This window comes from Rhodococcus sp. NCIMB 12038 (genome assembly GCF_002165735.1).
Lineage (GTDB): Bacteria > Actinomycetota > Actinomycetes > Mycobacteriales > Mycobacteriaceae > Rhodococcus_F.
On sequence record NZ_NHML01000012.1, the window covers coordinates 58,027 to 73,855 of the forward strand.

13 protein-coding genes and 1 riboswitch are annotated in these 15,829 nt (G+C 69.6%); of the genes, 2 read left to right on the top strand and 11 right to left on the bottom strand.

Features of this window, described 5'->3' with window-relative positions:
- Positions 1-5 precede the first annotated feature (5 nt).
- The 5 genes from CA951_RS19450 to CA951_RS19470 form a co-directional block, all read right to left on the bottom strand.
- Entirely contained in the window at positions 6-3,260 is a 3,255-nt protein-coding gene (locus tag CA951_RS19450; RefSeq protein WP_087558401.1) for an error-prone DNA polymerase, read from the bottom strand.
- 148 nt (positions 3,261-3,408) lie between these two features.
- Positions 3,409-4,152 (bottom strand): (2Fe-2S)-binding protein, encoded by a 744-nt coding sequence (locus tag CA951_RS19455; protein ID WP_087558402.1) that lies wholly within the window; start codon positions 4,150-4,152, stop codon positions 3,409-3,411.
- A complete protein-coding gene (locus tag CA951_RS19460; protein WP_087558403.1) occupies positions 4,145-4,921 on the bottom strand; it encodes an ABC transporter ATP-binding protein in 777 nt (258 codons plus the stop codon). Before CA951_RS19460 ends, CA951_RS19455 begins: the two co-directional genes overlap by 8 nt.
- The gene (locus tag CA951_RS19465) at positions 4,918-6,006 is read right to left on the bottom strand and encodes an iron ABC transporter permease (RefSeq protein ID WP_087558404.1); all 1,089 of its coding nucleotides are present in this window, start codon (positions 6,004-6,006) and stop codon (positions 4,918-4,920) included. Before CA951_RS19465 ends, CA951_RS19460 begins: the two co-directional genes overlap by 4 nt.
- Complete coding sequence (locus tag CA951_RS19470) at positions 6,003-6,998, bottom strand: ABC transporter substrate-binding protein (RefSeq protein WP_087558553.1); 996 nt, start codon at positions 6,996-6,998, stop codon at positions 6,003-6,005. Before CA951_RS19470 ends, CA951_RS19465 begins: the two co-directional genes overlap by 4 nt.
- Before the next feature lie 98 nt (positions 6,999-7,096).
- Positions 7,097-7,239: riboswitch (cobalamin riboswitch) on the bottom strand.
- Positions 7,240-7,331: 92 nt separating this feature from the next.
- Here CA951_RS19470 and CA951_RS19475 point away from each other — a divergent pair.
- Both CA951_RS19475 and CA951_RS19480 read left to right on the top strand, forming a co-directional pair.
- Positions 7,332-9,452 carry an MMPL family transporter gene (locus CA951_RS19475; RefSeq protein WP_087558405.1) on the top strand — a complete coding sequence of 707 codons (2,121 nt, stop codon included), beginning with the start codon at positions 7,332-7,334 and terminating at the stop codon, positions 9,450-9,452.
- A 32-nt stretch (positions 9,453-9,484) separates the two neighbouring features.
- Entirely contained in the window at positions 9,485-11,479 is a 1,995-nt protein-coding gene (locus tag CA951_RS19480) for an SDR family oxidoreductase (RefSeq protein WP_087558406.1), read from the top strand.
- A 5-nt stretch (positions 11,480-11,484) separates the two neighbouring features.
- On the opposite strand, the gene CA951_RS19485 is transcribed toward CA951_RS19480, so the two are convergent.
- The 6 genes from CA951_RS19485 to CA951_RS19510 form a co-directional block, all read right to left on the bottom strand.
- Positions 11,485-12,363 carry a sucrase ferredoxin gene (locus CA951_RS19485; protein ID WP_087558407.1) on the bottom strand — a complete coding sequence of 293 codons (879 nt, stop codon included), beginning with the start codon at positions 12,361-12,363 and terminating at the stop codon, positions 11,485-11,487.
- A gap of 29 nt (positions 12,364-12,392) precedes the next feature.
- Positions 12,393-12,971 carry a YdeI family protein gene (locus CA951_RS19490; RefSeq protein ID WP_087558408.1) on the bottom strand — a complete coding sequence of 193 codons (579 nt, stop codon included), beginning with the start codon at positions 12,969-12,971 and terminating at the stop codon, positions 12,393-12,395.
- Between the two features lie 10 nt (positions 12,972-12,981).
- Positions 12,982-13,494 carry a hypothetical protein gene (locus CA951_RS19495; RefSeq protein WP_087558409.1) on the bottom strand — a complete coding sequence of 171 codons (513 nt, stop codon included), beginning with the start codon at positions 13,492-13,494 and terminating at the stop codon, positions 12,982-12,984.
- A 35-nt stretch (positions 13,495-13,529) separates the two neighbouring features.
- Complete coding sequence (locus tag CA951_RS19500) at positions 13,530-14,504, bottom strand: R2-like ligand-binding oxidase (RefSeq protein ID WP_087558410.1); 975 nt, start codon at positions 14,502-14,504, stop codon at positions 13,530-13,532.
- 92 nt (positions 14,505-14,596) lie between these two features.
- Positions 14,597-15,376, bottom strand: coding sequence for an alpha/beta fold hydrolase (locus tag CA951_RS19505; RefSeq protein ID WP_087558411.1), 780 nt, complete (start codon positions 15,374-15,376; stop codon positions 14,597-14,599).
- A 40-nt stretch (positions 15,377-15,416) separates the two neighbouring features.
- Complete coding sequence (locus CA951_RS19510; protein ID WP_015889979.1) at positions 15,417-15,800, bottom strand: VOC family protein; 384 nt, start codon at positions 15,798-15,800, stop codon at positions 15,417-15,419.
- Positions 15,801-15,829 lie beyond the last annotated feature (29 nt).

Sequence of the window (15,829 nt, forward strand, 5' to 3'; positions counted from 1 at the left end):
CGCGCTCATCGGAAGTCCCTCGATTTGGCGGACACCCGCAAATCCATCAGCTGCAACCGATCCGCCACCACCGTCACCGCGCCCTCCGCGTTCTGCACCTTGCCCCGGACCAGCAGTGCGGGTGCCGTGTTGGCGAGCTTGCGGTACTTCGCCCACAACCCGACCGAACAGACGACGTTGACCATCCCGGTCTCGTCCTCGAGGTTGATGAACGTGACCCCCGCCGCCGTCGCCGGGCGCTGCCGGTGCGTCACCGCCCCACCCACCAGAACCCGGTCGCCGTCGGGAACGTCGAGCAGGTGCGCCGCCGGAATCACCCCGAGCGCATCGAGTTGCGGGCGCAGGAACTCGGTGGGATACGTGTCCGGTGACACCCCGGTGGCCCACACGTCCGCCGCGGCCAGTTCGAGATCGCTCATCCCCGGCAGGGTCGGCGCGCGGGTGGACGCCCCGATTCCCGGCAACCGGTCGCGGCGCTCCCCCGCCGCGGCGCCCGCCGCCCACAACGCCTCCCGCCGGGACAACCCGAAACTGTCGAGAGCACCTGCGGTGGCCAGCGATTCGGCTTGCACCGTGCTCAGTTCCACCCGGCCGGTGAGGTCGAGGAACGACGTATACGGCCCGCCGTCGCCGCGGGATTCGACGATCCGCTCGGCCAGCGCGGTCCCGATGTGCCGCACCTCCCCGAGCCCGAGCCGCACCTCCGTCCCGCCCGCCTCGACTGTCGCGTGCGCGAGGCTCGCATTGACGTCCGCGCCGTGCACCCGCACCCCGTGCCTGCGGGCGTCCGCCACCAGCGACTGCGGCGAGTAGAACCCCATCGGCTGCGCCCGCAGCAGACCGGCGCAGAACGCCGCCGGGTGATGCAGCTTGAACCACGACGAATAGAACACCAGGGCCGCGAAACTCTGCGAATGACTTTCGGGGAAACCGAAATTCGCGAACGCGTACAGCTTCTCGTAGATCCGGTCGGCGACGTCCTCGCCGATCCCGTGCAGGTCCCGCATGCCCTGGTAGAGCCGCCCCCTCAGCCGTTCCATCTTCTCGGGCGACCGCTTGGACCCCATCGCCCGGCGCAGCTGGTCGGCCTCGGCCGGGCTGAAACCCGCCACGTCGACCGCCATCTGCATCAGCTGTTCCTGGAACAGCGGCACACCCAGCGTCCGCTTCAGCGCCTTCTCCAGGGACGGGTGGTCATAGGTCACCGGTTCGAGCTTGTTGCGGCGGCGGATGTACGGGTGCACCGATCCGCCCTGGATCGGGCCGGGGCGGATGAGCGCCACCTCCACCACCAGGTCGTAGAAGTTCCGCGGTTTCAGCCTCGGCAGGGTGGCCATCTGCGCCCGCGACTCCACCTGGAACACCCCCACCGAGTCCGCCCGCTGCAACATCTCGTAGACGGCCTCCTCGGACAGGTCCAGCTGCGCCAGATCCACCTCGATCCCCTTGTGCTCGGCCACGAGGTCGATCATGTAGTGCAGCGCGGAGAGCATGCCGAGGCCCAGCATGTCGAATTTCACCAGACCCACCGCGGCGCAATCGTCCTTGTCCCACTGCAGAACACTGCGGTTCGCCATGCGCGCCCACTCAACCGGGCACACGTCGGCGATCGGCCGGTCGCAGATCACCATGCCACCCGAGTGGATGCCGAGGTGCCGCGGAAACCCCTCGATCTGAGCGGCCAGTTCGAGGACGGCGGGCGGAATGTCGGTGCCGGCCTCCTTCCCGATCCCACCCCAGCGGCTGACCTGCTTGCTCCACGCGTCCTGCTGCCCCTGCGAGAAACCCAGTGCCCGGGCCATGTCCCGCACCGAGGACTTTCCGCGGTACGTGATGACGTTCGCCACCTGCGCCGCGTACTGGCGTCCGTACTTGGTGTAGACGTGCTGGATGGCCTCCTCCCGGCGGTCGGATTCGATGTCGACGTCGATGTCCGGGGGGCCGTCGCGTTCGGGCGAGAGGAAACGTTCGAACAGCAGCTTGTTGCGGACGGGATCCACGTTGGTGATGCCGATGGCGTAGCAGACGGCGGAGTTGGCCGCCGAACCCCTTCCCTGACAGAGGATGTCGTTGTTCTTGCAGAACGACACGATGTCGTGGACCACCAGGAAGTAGCCCGGGAAGTTCAGTTCGGTGATGATGTCCAGTTCGTGCTCGATCTGCCGGTAGGCCTCCGGCCGGTCCGCAGGCGCGCCGTAGCGGCGGCGGGCCCCGTCCATCGTGAGACTGCGCAGCCAGCTGGCCTCGGTGTGCCCGTCGGGAACGTCGAACGGGGGCAGTTGCGGCGCGATGAGCCGCAGGTCGAACGCACACTCCAGGCCGAGTTCCGCGGCACCGCGGACGGCGTCCGGGTACGCGGCGAACAGGTGCGCCATCTCCTCGCCGGACCGCAGGTGCGCTCCCCCGGCGGGCGCCAGGTGCCCGGCCGCGTCGTCGAGACTCTGCCGAGCCCGGACCGCGGCCATCGCCATGGCCAGCCTCCTTCGCGGCGGCCCCGCGAAGTGCGCCGCCGTGGACGCGATCACCCGAAGTCCGTGCCGCTGTGCGAGTTCGGCGAGGCAGGCGTTGCGCTCGGCGTCCTCCGCGACGCCGTGATGGGTGAGTTCCACCGTGACCCGGTCGGCCCCGAATCGGTCGATCAGTTCCCGGAGCCGGACGGCCGCGGCGTCCGGGCCGCCGCCGGCCAGCGCCTGACGCACATGCCCCTTCCGGCAGCCGGTCAGGATCTGCCAGTGCCCGCCGGCCGCATCGGCGAGGCCGTCGAGGTCGTAGCGCAGCCTGCCCTTCTCCCCTCCCGCGAGATGCGCCGCCGCGATCTCCCGGGAGAGCCGCCGGTACCCCTCCTGGCCTCGCGCCAGCACCAGCAGGTGCGCGTCGTCCAACGTCAGTTCGGACCCGAACACGGTGCGCATGTTCAGTTCCTTCGCCGCCTCGGCGAACCGGACCACACCGTAGAACCCGTCGTGGTCGGTGAGCGCGATGGCCTCCAGACCGAGCCGGACGGCCTCCTCCACCAATTCTTCCGGCGGGGAGGCGCCGTCGAGGAAGCTGAACGCCGAGTGCGCGTGCAGTTCGGCGTACGGCACAGTGGAACCGGGACGCTCCTGACGGCCCGCCCGGTACTCCCCCCGTTTGCGCGACCACGCGGGACTGTCGCCGCCGTCGCCCGGATACATCGACTCCGGGTCGACCCGCCCCGGCCTGCCCGACAGGACGCGTTCCATCTCGGACCACGTCGGCGGACCGTTTCCCCAACCCATCGGGCACACCTCTTCATGTCGTGCACGTGCCGTGCCTGAGCACGCCGTGCCTGAACACAGGGAAGATGCCGCCGGGGAAGACGCATCATTCGAACTGGAGTTCGACTACTTCAGTCTGCCATCCCACTCACGGGCCGGTCAACGCGGCTCACGTCACGAGCGCGGCCAGACCTCTCAGACGGTCCTCGGCAGGCCTGCGCGGGCAGCTCACGCACTTGCCCGAGCCGGGGGTCTCGTAGATCAGGCAGCACGACGCCCGCTGCGTGAACCGGCACGACAGCGTCCCGGCCCGGACGTCGACGAACCGCGGGTCCGGCAGCACGACACCGGCGTGGCGCAGTGCGTCCACCAGACCGCGGGCGAAGATGCTGCCGCGGACGCGGTCGCCGCACGCCGTTCCCGCGTCGAGGGCCCGGTTGGCGATCGAATCCGTCGCGATCGCCCACATCGCGGCGTGCCGCACCCCGGATGCGGCGGCAAGCGCATCGACGATCGGCGTCAGCGCCGCGGCCATCTCCGCCGCGAGTTCGGACAGCCCCTCGGTGACCGGCAGCCCCGACGACGCGGTGATGCCGCCGAGGTACCCATCGTCCCGCAGGAATGCCACGGCGTCGCCGAGCCCCGGGTGAGCGGCGACACCCGTGACGAGCGCGGTCGCGATCGGGATCCCGGTCAGCGTCGAACTGGCCGAGTACCACCACAGGGTGCCGTTGACCCGGGGGTCGTCGCTGCCCCACCGCGCCGCCGTGTCCGCCACCCGGTCCGCGAGCCAGCCGGGATCGGTCAGCAACGCGGCCGGGAACGACGCGGCGCCGGGGTGTGCGATCTGGTCGGCGATCATCGGGACGCGGCGGGCGGTCAGCTCGTACGCGCGCCGCAGTTGCTCATCCATCGGCCAGCCCCAGGATCTCCATCGACAGCCGCGGACTCGACCGCACGACGGCACGAATGCCGAACACCCCGCCGAGCACGGTGTCGTCCAGGACGTCGGCGGGCGGACCGGTGCTGATCACCCGTCCATCGTGCAGCACGGCCAGGGTGTCGCAGTACTCCACCGCCAGCCGGAGGTCGTGCATGGTCACGACGATCGCGAGACCGTCGCACGCGAGGTCGCGCAGCAGGGTCATCACCGTCAGCTGATGCCGCAGGTCGAGGTGGTTGGTGGGTTCGTCGAGCAGCAGGACCCGCGGCTGCTGCGCGAGAGCCCGGGCGATCGACACCCGCTGACGTTCCCCGCCGGACAGCGCCTGCACGTCGCGGCCGGCGAGTTCGGCCAGCCCCACCTGCCGGATGCACGTCTCCACGATCTCGCTGTCGACCCCGTTCGCCCGTTCGAACCAGCCCCGGTGCGGGACGCGTCCGAGCAACACGGATTCGCGCACGGTCAGTCCCGCGGACACCCGCGGTTCCTGGGTACTCGCGCCGATCGTGCGGGCGAGTTCTCGTCTGCCCAGATCGGCGCTGTCCGTTCCGTCGACGACGACGGCGCCCGCGGTCGGGGTGAGCGCGCGGTAGCAGCAGCGCAGCGCCGTGGTCTTCCCGGAACCGTTGGGCCCGACCAGCGCCAGCACCTCACCGGGGCGGACGGCGAGGTCGACGCCGCGCAGCACTTCCCGCGATCCGAGTTCGGCGCGCACCCGGTGCAGGCTCAGCGCGGTCACCGCTCGGCCCTCCCGTACTGCCGGTACAGCATCCACACGAAGATCGGTGCTCCCACCAGGGCGGTGACGACGCCCACGGGGACCTCGACGCTCCGCGCGACCGACCGCGCGGCCGTGTCCGCCGCGACCATCGCGATCGCGCCGAGGAACGCGGCGATCGGCAGCAACCGGACCGCGCGGGCCCCCACGACGTACCCGGCCAGGTGCGGCACGAGCAGGCCGATGAAGCCGATGCCGCCCGCGACGGACACGGCCGCCCCGGCCAGCATCGACACCCCGAGCAACTGCACGACGCGGAAGCGCCGCACGTTCATGCCGAGGGCGGCGGCGCCGTCGTCTCCCGCCTGCAGCAGGTCGATACGGCTCGCGCTCAGCATCATCGCCGCCCCCACCGTCGCGAGTGCGACAGCCGGGAAGATCGCCGTCGCCCAGCGCGAGTCGCCGAAACCGCCCGCCAGCCAGTGCATCACCGAACTCAGTTGGTGCTCGTCCGCGACGACCAGGATCGAGAACGTGATGAGAGCGGAGAACACCTGCGCCGACGCGACACCCACGAGGATGACGGCGGTCGGCTGCGGATACCGGCCGCCGATCGCCAGGGACAGGAACAGCGGCACCATCGCGCCCAGGAACGCCGCGGCGGGAATCGTGAACACGCCGAGCGCTCCCACCCCGAGCCCGAGCACCGTCACCACCACCACGCCGAAACCCGCACCCGAGGACACCCCGAGCAGATACGGGTCGGCCAGTGGATTCCGGGTCACCGCCTGCGCGACGGCGCCGGCCAGGGCGAGCGCCGCCCCGACGACCGCGGCGGTCAGCGCCCGCGGCAGCCGGGAGTCGAGGACGATCGATTCCCGCGCCTGCGACCACCAGGAGTCGAACGCGCCGGGCGCCACCCGGTGCGCGACGATCGCCCAGACGTCGCCGACCGGGATGCGCACCGAACCGAACGACACCGCGAGGCCGAGGACGAACAGCGTCGCCAGCACGAGCAGCATCATCACGCCCGCGAACCCGAGGCGGGCGCGGACCGGGTGCGGCGCCGCTACCGGGGGCGCCGCACGTTCAGCGGTCGTCGTCATCGGGCACCGACGGCGTCCGGATGCAGCGCCCGCGCGATCGTCTCGACCGACCGCACCAGCCGCGGGCTCTCGAAGAAGTCGTCGAGCGGCACCACCACGAAACGACCGGCCTTCACGGCGGGCGTCGTCGACATGATCGGATGCGACGTCAGGAAATCGATCTTCGCCTGCGCGCTCGTCGTGCCGTAGTCGAGGACGACGATCGCCTCCGGGGCGCGCTCACCGATGACCTCCCACGTGGACTGCGAATACGGTTTCTCCCCCTCGGCGAAGAGGTTGGCCGCACCCGCGTGGTCCGCGATGATTTGGCCGACACCCACACCGCCGATCGTCAGCGGAACGTCCTCGCCGGAATCGTAGAAGAACGTCGGAACCGGAGTGGTGCCTGCGATCTGGTCCCGCACGGCCTGCAGTCCGGATGTCACCCGGTCGGTGACGGCGCGGGCCTCGTCCGGGACGCCGAGGATCTCACCGAGCTGCGTGTAGTCGCTGCGCAACAGCCCGATGTCGGGGAAACCCTGCCCGCAGTACTCGGAGAACAGGAACGTCGGAATGCCCTGTTCGCCGAGGGATTCGCGCGAGCGCCCTTCCTTCTCGTCGAATGCGCTGCGCATGCCGCCGACCACCAGGTCGGGGTCGAGGTCGAGGAGCTGTTCCCGGGTCGGGTATTCCTTCCCGAGTTTCGGGATCTTCGCGAAGGCGTCCGCGAACTCCGGCAGCGGAGTCGCGTCGCCGTAACCCGTGCCGACGATGCGATCACCCGCCCCCATCTCGATCAGCACCTCGGTGACGTGATCGTTCATGCTGACGATGCGCTGGGGCGGCGCGTCGAACGTCTCCGTTCGCGCGCAGTTGGTGACGGACACCGGTTGGGCGAAGGATTCGGTGGAAGCGGTCTGCCCCACGGACTCCCCGCGTGAACATCCGGTGACCACCAGCGCGGCCGCGGCGAGCGTGACCAGCGCGGAACTTCGGAACAACTGACTATGCATGTAGACCTCATTGCGGCTCAGAGCCACGAATGAGAAGTCGGCAGACGCCCACGTGGAGGCGCGCCTGCGGGACTCCGCTTCGTAGACCACGACGAAAAGGATGTCGCACACCACACGCCGGGTAATCGGGCTCGCCACCGAAAAGCTCTGGTGGCCTACCGTTGCGGGTCAGCGCCGGATTCGGACCGGCTTCCCCCGTGCGTGTGACTGCAAGTGCACTGCCGAGTATGCACGATTCGCCGGGACCCGCGTCACACCCCCACCGGCATTCCCTCGATCCGCACTACAGTCGGCAGTCGCAGCCGACCGCCCCCGACCACCCGGAGTTGACGCATGACACGTTGGGCCTCGACCGTTGTTTCACGCAAATGGTGGGTCCTGACCCTCGCCGTGCTCGCCGTCCTGGTGAGCGGCGTGTGGGGCACCGGTGTGTTCGCGAAGCTCAGCTCGGGCGGATTCATCGACCCCGGTAGCGAATCCGCCGAGGTGGCGCGAATCGTCGAGGACAATCTGGGTCCGCAGACGCCGGACATCATCGCCATCTACACCGCACCCGACGGGAAGCCCCTCGACGACATCGGCCCCGAGGTCACCGCGAGCCTCGACCGGTTCGCCGCCGAGGTGCCGACGTATTCGGTGACGTCGTACTGGACGGCGGACGCGACGCGGAAGCAACTGATGGTGTCGGAGGACGGCACCAAGGCGTCGGCCGCGATCACCGTCGACCCGGATGCCGGGATCACCGCCGCCACGTTCAACGACCTGCTGCCGAAGCTCGAGGTGGAGGGCGTCGACACCGAGTTCGCGGGCAACTCGGTGGTGGGTGTGGCGTTCAACAACCGGCTGCAGCAGGACCTGGTGCGGGCCGAGGCGATCGCGCTGCCGATCACTCTCGTGTTGCTGGTCTTCATCTTCGGCGGACTGGTCGCCGCCGCCGTGCCGGTGTTCGTCGGGCTGCTCTCGATCTTCAGCGCCCTGGCGACCCTGCGCCTGCTGACCCTGTTCACCGACGTCAGTTCGTTCGCGATCAACGTGGCGTCCCTGCTCGGCCTGGGGCTCGCGATCGACTACGGACTGTTCATCGTCGGCCGTTTCCGCGAGGAACTCGAGTCCGGCGCCGACGTCGCCGAGGCGACCCGGCGGACCGTCCTGACCGCGGGCCGCACCGTACTGTTCTCCGGACTGCTTCTCGTGTGCGCGTTCTCGGGGATGCTGGTGTTTCCGCAGGACGTGATCAAGTCGCTCGGGTTCGGTGCGATGGCCGCCGTCGCGAGTGCGGCGCTGCTGTCCCTCACCGCGGTACCTGCGCTGCTCGCGATCCTCGGTCACCGCATCAACGCGCTGAGCTGGCGCAAGGACGCGGCGCAGCGCGGTGAGGTGCGCGCCCGCAAGTTCTGGGGCTCCGTCGTCACCGCGGTGATGCGGCGGCCGGTCGCCATCGCGGTCGGGATCGTCGCGGGCCTGATGGTCCTGGCCGCGCCTCTGCTCAGCGCCTCGCTCGGCGAGGTCACGTACACGGCGCTGCCCGAGAACGATCCCGCCCGTATCGCCACCGACACCCTCACCACCGAATTTCCCACCACCGGAAACGGCGCCACCCTCATCCTCCGGGGCACCGACGGCACCGCGCCCACCGCCGCCGACGGAGCCGCAGTAGCCCAGGCCGCAGGCCAGGTTCCGGGCATCGGCGCCGCCACCGTCGTCGCGGCGGGCGGCGAACTGGTGGCCGTGCAGGCCGTCTACTCCGAGGGAGTGACCACCGACGACCAGAGCGCGGCGGTGGAGGGTCTCCGCGCCATCTCCACCCCCGAGGGAACCGAACTCCTCGTCGGCGGCGGCCAGGCGACCGTCGACGACGGCAACACCGCGATCGTGCACTGGATGCCGGTCATGATCGCGATCATGGTGGGTTCGACGCTGGTGCTGCTGTTCCTGGCGTTCGGTTCGGTGGTGCTGCCGATCAAGGCGGTCGCGATGGCGGGACTGAGTCTCGCCGCCACGTTCGGGGTGCTGACCTGGATCTTCGAGCTGGGACACGGAGCGGGTCTGCTCGGGGTCAGTCCGGCACCGCTCGAGGCGACGTTCGTGGTCCTCATCCTCGCCGTCGTCTTCGGCCTGTCCACCGACTACGAGGTGTTCCTGATGTCGCGCATGGTCGAGGCGCACGAGGCGGGCGCGACGACGGAGGAGGCGGTGCGTTTCGGCACCGAGCGCACGGGCCGGATCGTGACGGCCGCCGCGCTGCTGCTCGTGGTGGTGACCGGGGCGTTCACCATCTCCGGTCTGTCGATCATGCGATTCCTCGGCGTGGGCATGATCGTCGCACTGCTGGTCGACGCGACAGTGGTCCGGATGCTCCTCGTTCCGTCCCTGGTGAAGCTGATGGGCGAGGCCAACTGGTGGGCTCCGGCCTGGATGAAGAAGGTGCACGCCAAGGTGGGTCTCGGCCACTAGTGCATTATCTTACTTTGGAGTAAGTTCGGGGCATGGCCACCTACCTCGTCACCGGCGGTACCGGATTCCTGGGCCGGCACGTGCTGCCCCTGATCCTCGACCGCGATGCATCAGCCGAGATCCACGTCCTCGTTCGGCGCGCGTCCGTCGCACGACTGGAGGCGCTCGTCGACGGCATGCCCGGCGGCGAACGGGTGCATCCGCTGATCGGTGACCTGACCGAGCCCGGCCTCGGACTCGAGTCCGCCCCCGCGGCCGACCACGTCCTGCACCTCGGCGCGATCTACGACCTCACGGCCGGCGACGAGCAGGCCGCCACGAACGTCGACGGCACCCGTTCCGCCATCGCGCTGGCCCGGGAACTGGATGCGACTCTCCACCACGTCTCCTCGATCGCCGTGGCGGGAGATCACGAAGGCCCGTTCAGGGAAACCGATTTCGATCTCGGCCAGGGCTTCCCCACCCCGTATCATCGCACCAAGTTCGAGGCGGAGAAACTGGTCCGCGACGCCGAGGGCCTGCGCACACGCATCTACCGCCCCGCCGCGGTGGTCGGCAGTTCCGTCACCGGCGAGATGGACAAGATCGACGGCCCGTACTACCTCTTCCCCGCCATCGCGGCACTCGCGAAACTCCCCGCCGCCCTGCCCGTGGCGGTCCCGCGGATCGGGGCGACCAACGTCGTGCCCGTCGACTACGTGGCGGCGGCCGTCGTGGAACTGATGACGGCACCGGGACGGGACGGCCAGACGTTCCACCTCGTCAATCCGCGCCCCCAGCCGGTCCGCGAGATCTACGCCGCGCTCGCCGAGGCGGCAGGCGCACCGCACCCCGCGATCGGCCTGCCTGGCGAACTCGTCCGCCCGTTCCTCACCCCCACCCCCGACTCCGCCCTCGACGCGGGACGCAAGGCCGTGCTCGACGCACTCGGCATCCCGTCGGTGCTCGTCGAGAACCTGACCCTGCCCACGGTGTTCGACGACCGCGACACCCGGGAGGCGCTGCGCGGCACCGGCATCGAGGTGCCCCCCTTCGCCTCGTACGCCGGCAGGCTGTGGACGTATTGGCGCGAGAACCTCGACCCCGACCGGGCTCGCAGGCCCCACCCCGCCGGACCGCTCGTGGGCAGGCACGTCGTGATCACCGGGGCGTCGTCCGGGATCGGCCGGAGTTCCGCGATCGCGACGGCCCGCAAGGGCGCGAAGGTCATCCTCCTCGCCCGGCGCACCGCGGAACTCGACGCCGTGGTCACCGAGATCCGCGCGGCGGGCGGCGAAGCGTACGGCTACCCCTGCGACATCACCGACGACGAGTCGGTCGAACACACCGTCAAAGCCGTTCTCGCCGAACACGATCACGTCGACATGCTCGTCAACAACGCGGGCCGCTCGATTCGCCGGGGCCTGTACCACTCGACGGACCGGTTCCACGACTTCGAACGGACCATGGCCGTCAACTACTTCGGCGCGGTCCGGCTGATTCTCGCCTTCCTCCCGCAGATGCGCGAGCGGCGGTTCGGCCACATCGTCAACATCAGCAGCGCCGGGGTCCAGGGCGCGACCCCGCGGTTCGCCGCCTACGTCGCCAGCAAATCGGCCCTCGACGGATTCACCGACGTCGCGGCATCCGAAACCCTCTCGGACGGAATCACGTTCACCACCATCCACATGCCGCTGGTCGAGACGCCGATGATCGCCCCCACCGGCCGGTACAACATCGGGCCGATCACGTCCCCGGAGAAGGCGGCCGCCATGGTCGTCCGGGCGCTGATCGAACGCCCCAAACGCATCGACGTCCCGACCGGCACGCTCGGTGAACTCGGCCACGTCTTCGCACCGGCGGTCAAGGATCGGGTGATGCACCAGATGTACCGCATGTTCCCCGATTCACCGGCCGCGGAGGGAACCAGCACGGACGACGCGGCACCGGCCCCTCGTCGCACGCCGGAACCCCGGCCCCACACGTCGTCGGTGCTCGGCCGCGCCGCCCGGAAGGTCGGAAGGCTGGTGCCCGGCACCCACTGGTGACCGCCTCAGGGGGCGAGGGCGCGGACTCCGGTGGCGACGACGGGTCGCACCGGCTTCGGCGCCGCCCCGCAACTCGCGGGCCGTGGCGGCAGTTCCCGCTCCTCGAGGTCGACGACCCAGCGACGCCCGTCGCGATGGGTGACAACCGAATTCGCGTCAACCGTCAGCTCGTCGGCGGCGGCGTCGACCAGATCGCGGACGGCGAGTTCCGCCACCTGCTGCGGGGTGTCCCAGCAACTGCGGCCGCGCAGCCCGCTCCGGTACACCTCGCCCCGGGCGGCGGCGCGGACCGCCTCGACGCTCTGCTGCGCCGACAGCCGGCCGTACGTGTAGCCCGTGGGCAGCAGGATCAGCGACGGCGCGAACCGATGCCCGCCCGTGTGCGAGCACTCCCACACCGCGTCGCCGAACTCCGCGGCCAGTCCGGCCGCGACCGGCCGGCCGAGCACGGCGCAGCACTGGTCCCTCTTCCCGTGCGCGCACACCAGGGCGACGGGGTCCGTCACCGGCGTGCCGAGACCGGGTGCCGGTCCCGCGACGAGACCGAAGTCCAGGTCGAGGAGGTCTTCCGGGTAGCCGATCTCCAGGCGCTCGCACCACGACCGCGCGGGATGCGACTGCGCCAGCAGCACCGTTCGCCGATCCGGCGACGCGGTGCCGCGGCCGGGCCGGCGGATGAACATGATCCGCACCCCGGCGGTGTCGGCGCGGACGTCGAGTTCGCGGGCCAGGTCCAGACCGAGCGCGGTGCCGTCAAGCACGTCCCGGCCCCACGCACCGGGGAATTCCAGGCACACCCAGCCCCTGACGTGCGCAGCGGTGCCCGCGAGGGGTTCGTCGGTCGCGGACAGCGCGGAACAGGTGGCGGTGATCGTGTCGGGCACGCTGCCATTGTGTCAGTAGCCGAAATCGGTCAGTCGTGGAACTTCCTGCGCTCGGCCAGCTGCTGGACGAACTTCTCGATGCGGCGGGCACGCGTCTCCGGGCGTTTGGCGTCCTGCAGGCGGTAGTAGACGGCGTACCGGTTGTGGCTGTCGAGTGTCGCGTAGAAGGCCTCGGCCTCGGGATTCCGCGCGAGGGCGTCCAGGAAGTCCTGCGGCATCTCCGCCGCCTTCTGTCCCGCGTACGCGCGGTCCCAGCGGCCGTCGGCCCGGGCCCGCTCGACTTCGGCCATGCCCGCGGGCTCGAGGAGACCGGCCTCGGCGAGTTTCTCCGCGAACTCGCGGTTCCGCTTCGACCACGGACTCCGCGACGAGCGTGGGGTGAACCGCTGCACGAAGAAGTCGTCGTCGACGCGGCGCACCTGGCTGTCTATCCAGCCGTAGCACAGCGCGACCTCCAGCGCCCGGTCGTAGTCGATCGACGAATGCGCCGACCCCTTCTTCGCCATCTTCAGCCAGATACCAGGCGAGGAGGCGTGATGAGCGGCGAGCCACTCCCGGAACTCGGCCTGGCCGGTGAAGTACTCGACGCTCAGCTCGGCAGCACCCATGCGCCTGAATCTAGCGGGAGAACAGCTTTCCCGCCCAGACCCTCACGAATCCCCGGGAAAGGTACCCGAGCGCACCGAGCGCGAGCACCCATTTGGTGACGCTGACCGCGCTGGTGGTCCGTACGGTCGCGTCGGTGATGTGCTCACGGTGGGACAGCAGATGCAGCCCGACGACGTTCTCGGCATAGTCGCCCGCCGCCGAGATCACCGGCGCCACCGCCAGCACCCTCTGCGTTCTCGGCGACAGCGGGGTCAGTTCCGCCAACCGCCGGGCACCCGTGCGCAACGCGACGGCGTAGATCAGCGGGTGGACGAAGTCCGGGTAGTAGTGGCTGCGGTAGCGCGCCGTGTCGGAGGCGGTCATCCCGTCGAGGATCGCCGTGTAGTCCCGCGCGGAGCGGGCAGTCTGGATCTCGGCGAGCCGGGGTGCCACGGGACCGAGCAGGCGGATGATGTTCGCCTGCGAGATCACGAATGCTGCGGACCAGCCGAGGAGTCTGCGGTCGAGTGCGGTGAGCGCCATGAGCAGATCCTGCCATTGCCACCGCGGAGTGTGTCTCAGCCGGCAGCCTCGGACATCGCCTCGGCGTCCTCCTCGCCGAACTTCTCCTCGAGCGCCTCGGGCGAGTAGTCCAGGTCGATCTCCTCGACCGGGCGTCCGCGCGCGGACTCGATCGCGCCCAGCCTGCGCTGCGCCCGGTCCGCGGCGTACGCGATGAACTCCTGTTCGTCGAGCCCGTACGGCTGAACCTCGAATTGCTTGTTGACCCAGTCGATCATGCCCAGTGCCAACGGCATCAACTCCGCCATCCGCTCCTGGACCACGCCCCAGTTGCCGTCGTCGGCGGCGACGTGCCGGCGACACGTGAACGTCCCCCACGCCATGTGGCGTCGTTCGTCGTCGCCGATCCTGCGGACGAGTTCCTGCATTCCCGGCAGGATTCCGCGCGTCGTGCACACCTTCTGCCACGCGTAGTACCCGGTGAGCGCGAGGCTGCCCTCGATGACGTGGTTGTAGGTGACGCTGGCCCGCACCTGATTGGCCGGGCTGGGATCGGTCTCGAGGACCTTCAGCGATCCCGGCAATTCCTCGTAGAACAACTGCCGGTAGAACGGGTTGTCGGCGACGAACGGGTGCAGGTCCCGGGTCAGGCCGACCGCGTCCATCCACAACCGGAACACCTGGGTGTGCTTGGCCTCCTCGAAACAGAACTGCGTCAGGTACATCTCGTCGCCGAAGCGGCCCTCGGCGGCCATCGCCTTCATGAACGGCTGGATGTCTTCGGTGACCGCTTCCTCACCGGCGATGAATTGTGCGACCAGATACGTGGAGTTCCGCTGCTGCTCCGAGTTCAGCCCCTCCCAGTCCTCCGCGTCCCGGCTGAAGTCGAGGTCCGTGGGGTTCCAGAATTTGGCGTTGCCCTTCGTGAACAGCCGCAACGGGAACGCGTCCCAGTTGAGTCCCCCGTCGCGGAGCGAGCTGAACCCTTGCCTGCCGGGCGCGTAGGGACGTCCTGGCGTGAGTGTCGACATCGTGGGTCCTTCTTCCTCGTTCCGAGCCCCCTCTTTCCGCTTCCACGCTAGTCCTGTCGAGGCCGCCGCGGTTTACATTTCCGGACTTTTTGTCAGCTTGCCCGAGGCTGCATCAGAAACGGCAGGACCTCCGCCGCGAACTCGTCGTACCGGTCGCGGTGAATGCTGTGCCCGCCGGGAAACACCACCACCCGGCACCTCGGTATCGCCGCGACCGCGGATTCGAGCTTGCGCGGGTCGACCATCCCGCCCGGTCCGCCGCGCAGGATGAGCGTATCGGCCTCGATGTCCGGCAATCGGTCCCACCACAACGGATCCGGGCGGCGGAACTGCTCGAGCGCGGAGCCCGTCATCGACCGGTCGAAGGCGAACACGGCCCGCGGATGCCGGACGACGCTCGTCGTCGCGTGCCACAGTTCCGGCAGCGACGGCAACCGGTTCGCGAACACCTGTTCCGGGTCACCGGGACGCAACGGGAGCGGGGCCTCCTCGATCACCAGCCGGCGGACCAGCCCCGGTCGGGCCTGCGCCGCGAGCGACGCGGCATGACCACCGAGCGAATGCCCGACGAGATCCACCCTCGTCAGCCCCAGGTTGTCGCACACCTCCACCACGTCGGCGCCGAACTCCTCGAACCGATACGACCCGGCCCGGGCACTGCGACCGTGTCCCCGCAGATCCGGGACGAGCACGCGTCTCCCCTGTGCGACGAGTGCGCGGGCCAACCGGTCCCAGGTGCCGCCGTCACCGCCCATCCCGTGCACCAGCACCACCGGCACGGGACAGACGTCCGCCGACACCGACGGCTCACCGCTGTCCCGATAGGCGATCTCGATGCCGGTACGCGTCGGGGTAGTCCGGGTCGTGTCCACGACAATCCAGACTAGCGAGCACCGGCACCCCGGCCGCGGACTACCGGCCCGACCCGTACGGGCGGGTGATGATCTCCAGGTAGTGGCCGGACGGGTCGAGGAAGTAGACGCCCCGGCCGCCGTCGTTGGTGTTGATGGTGCCCGGCAGCGTCTGCCGCGGATCCGCCCAGTGGTCGAGACCCCACTCGACGATCAGGCCGTAGATCCGGTCGAAGTCGTCTTCCCCGACGAGGAACGCGTAATGCTGCGGCTGGAATTCGATCGGCGGTTCCGCGAAGTCGAGGGACACCCCGTTGTCGAGGGCGACCGCCAGGAAATGTCCGGCGGGCACGGCGTCCGGCAGCCCGAACAGCGTGGTGAAGAACGTCGCCGACTCCTGCTTGTCCTTGGCGGCGACTATCGTGTGGTTGAAGGAAATGGTCACAGTCGACCCTTTCGAGGTATGCCACGAGC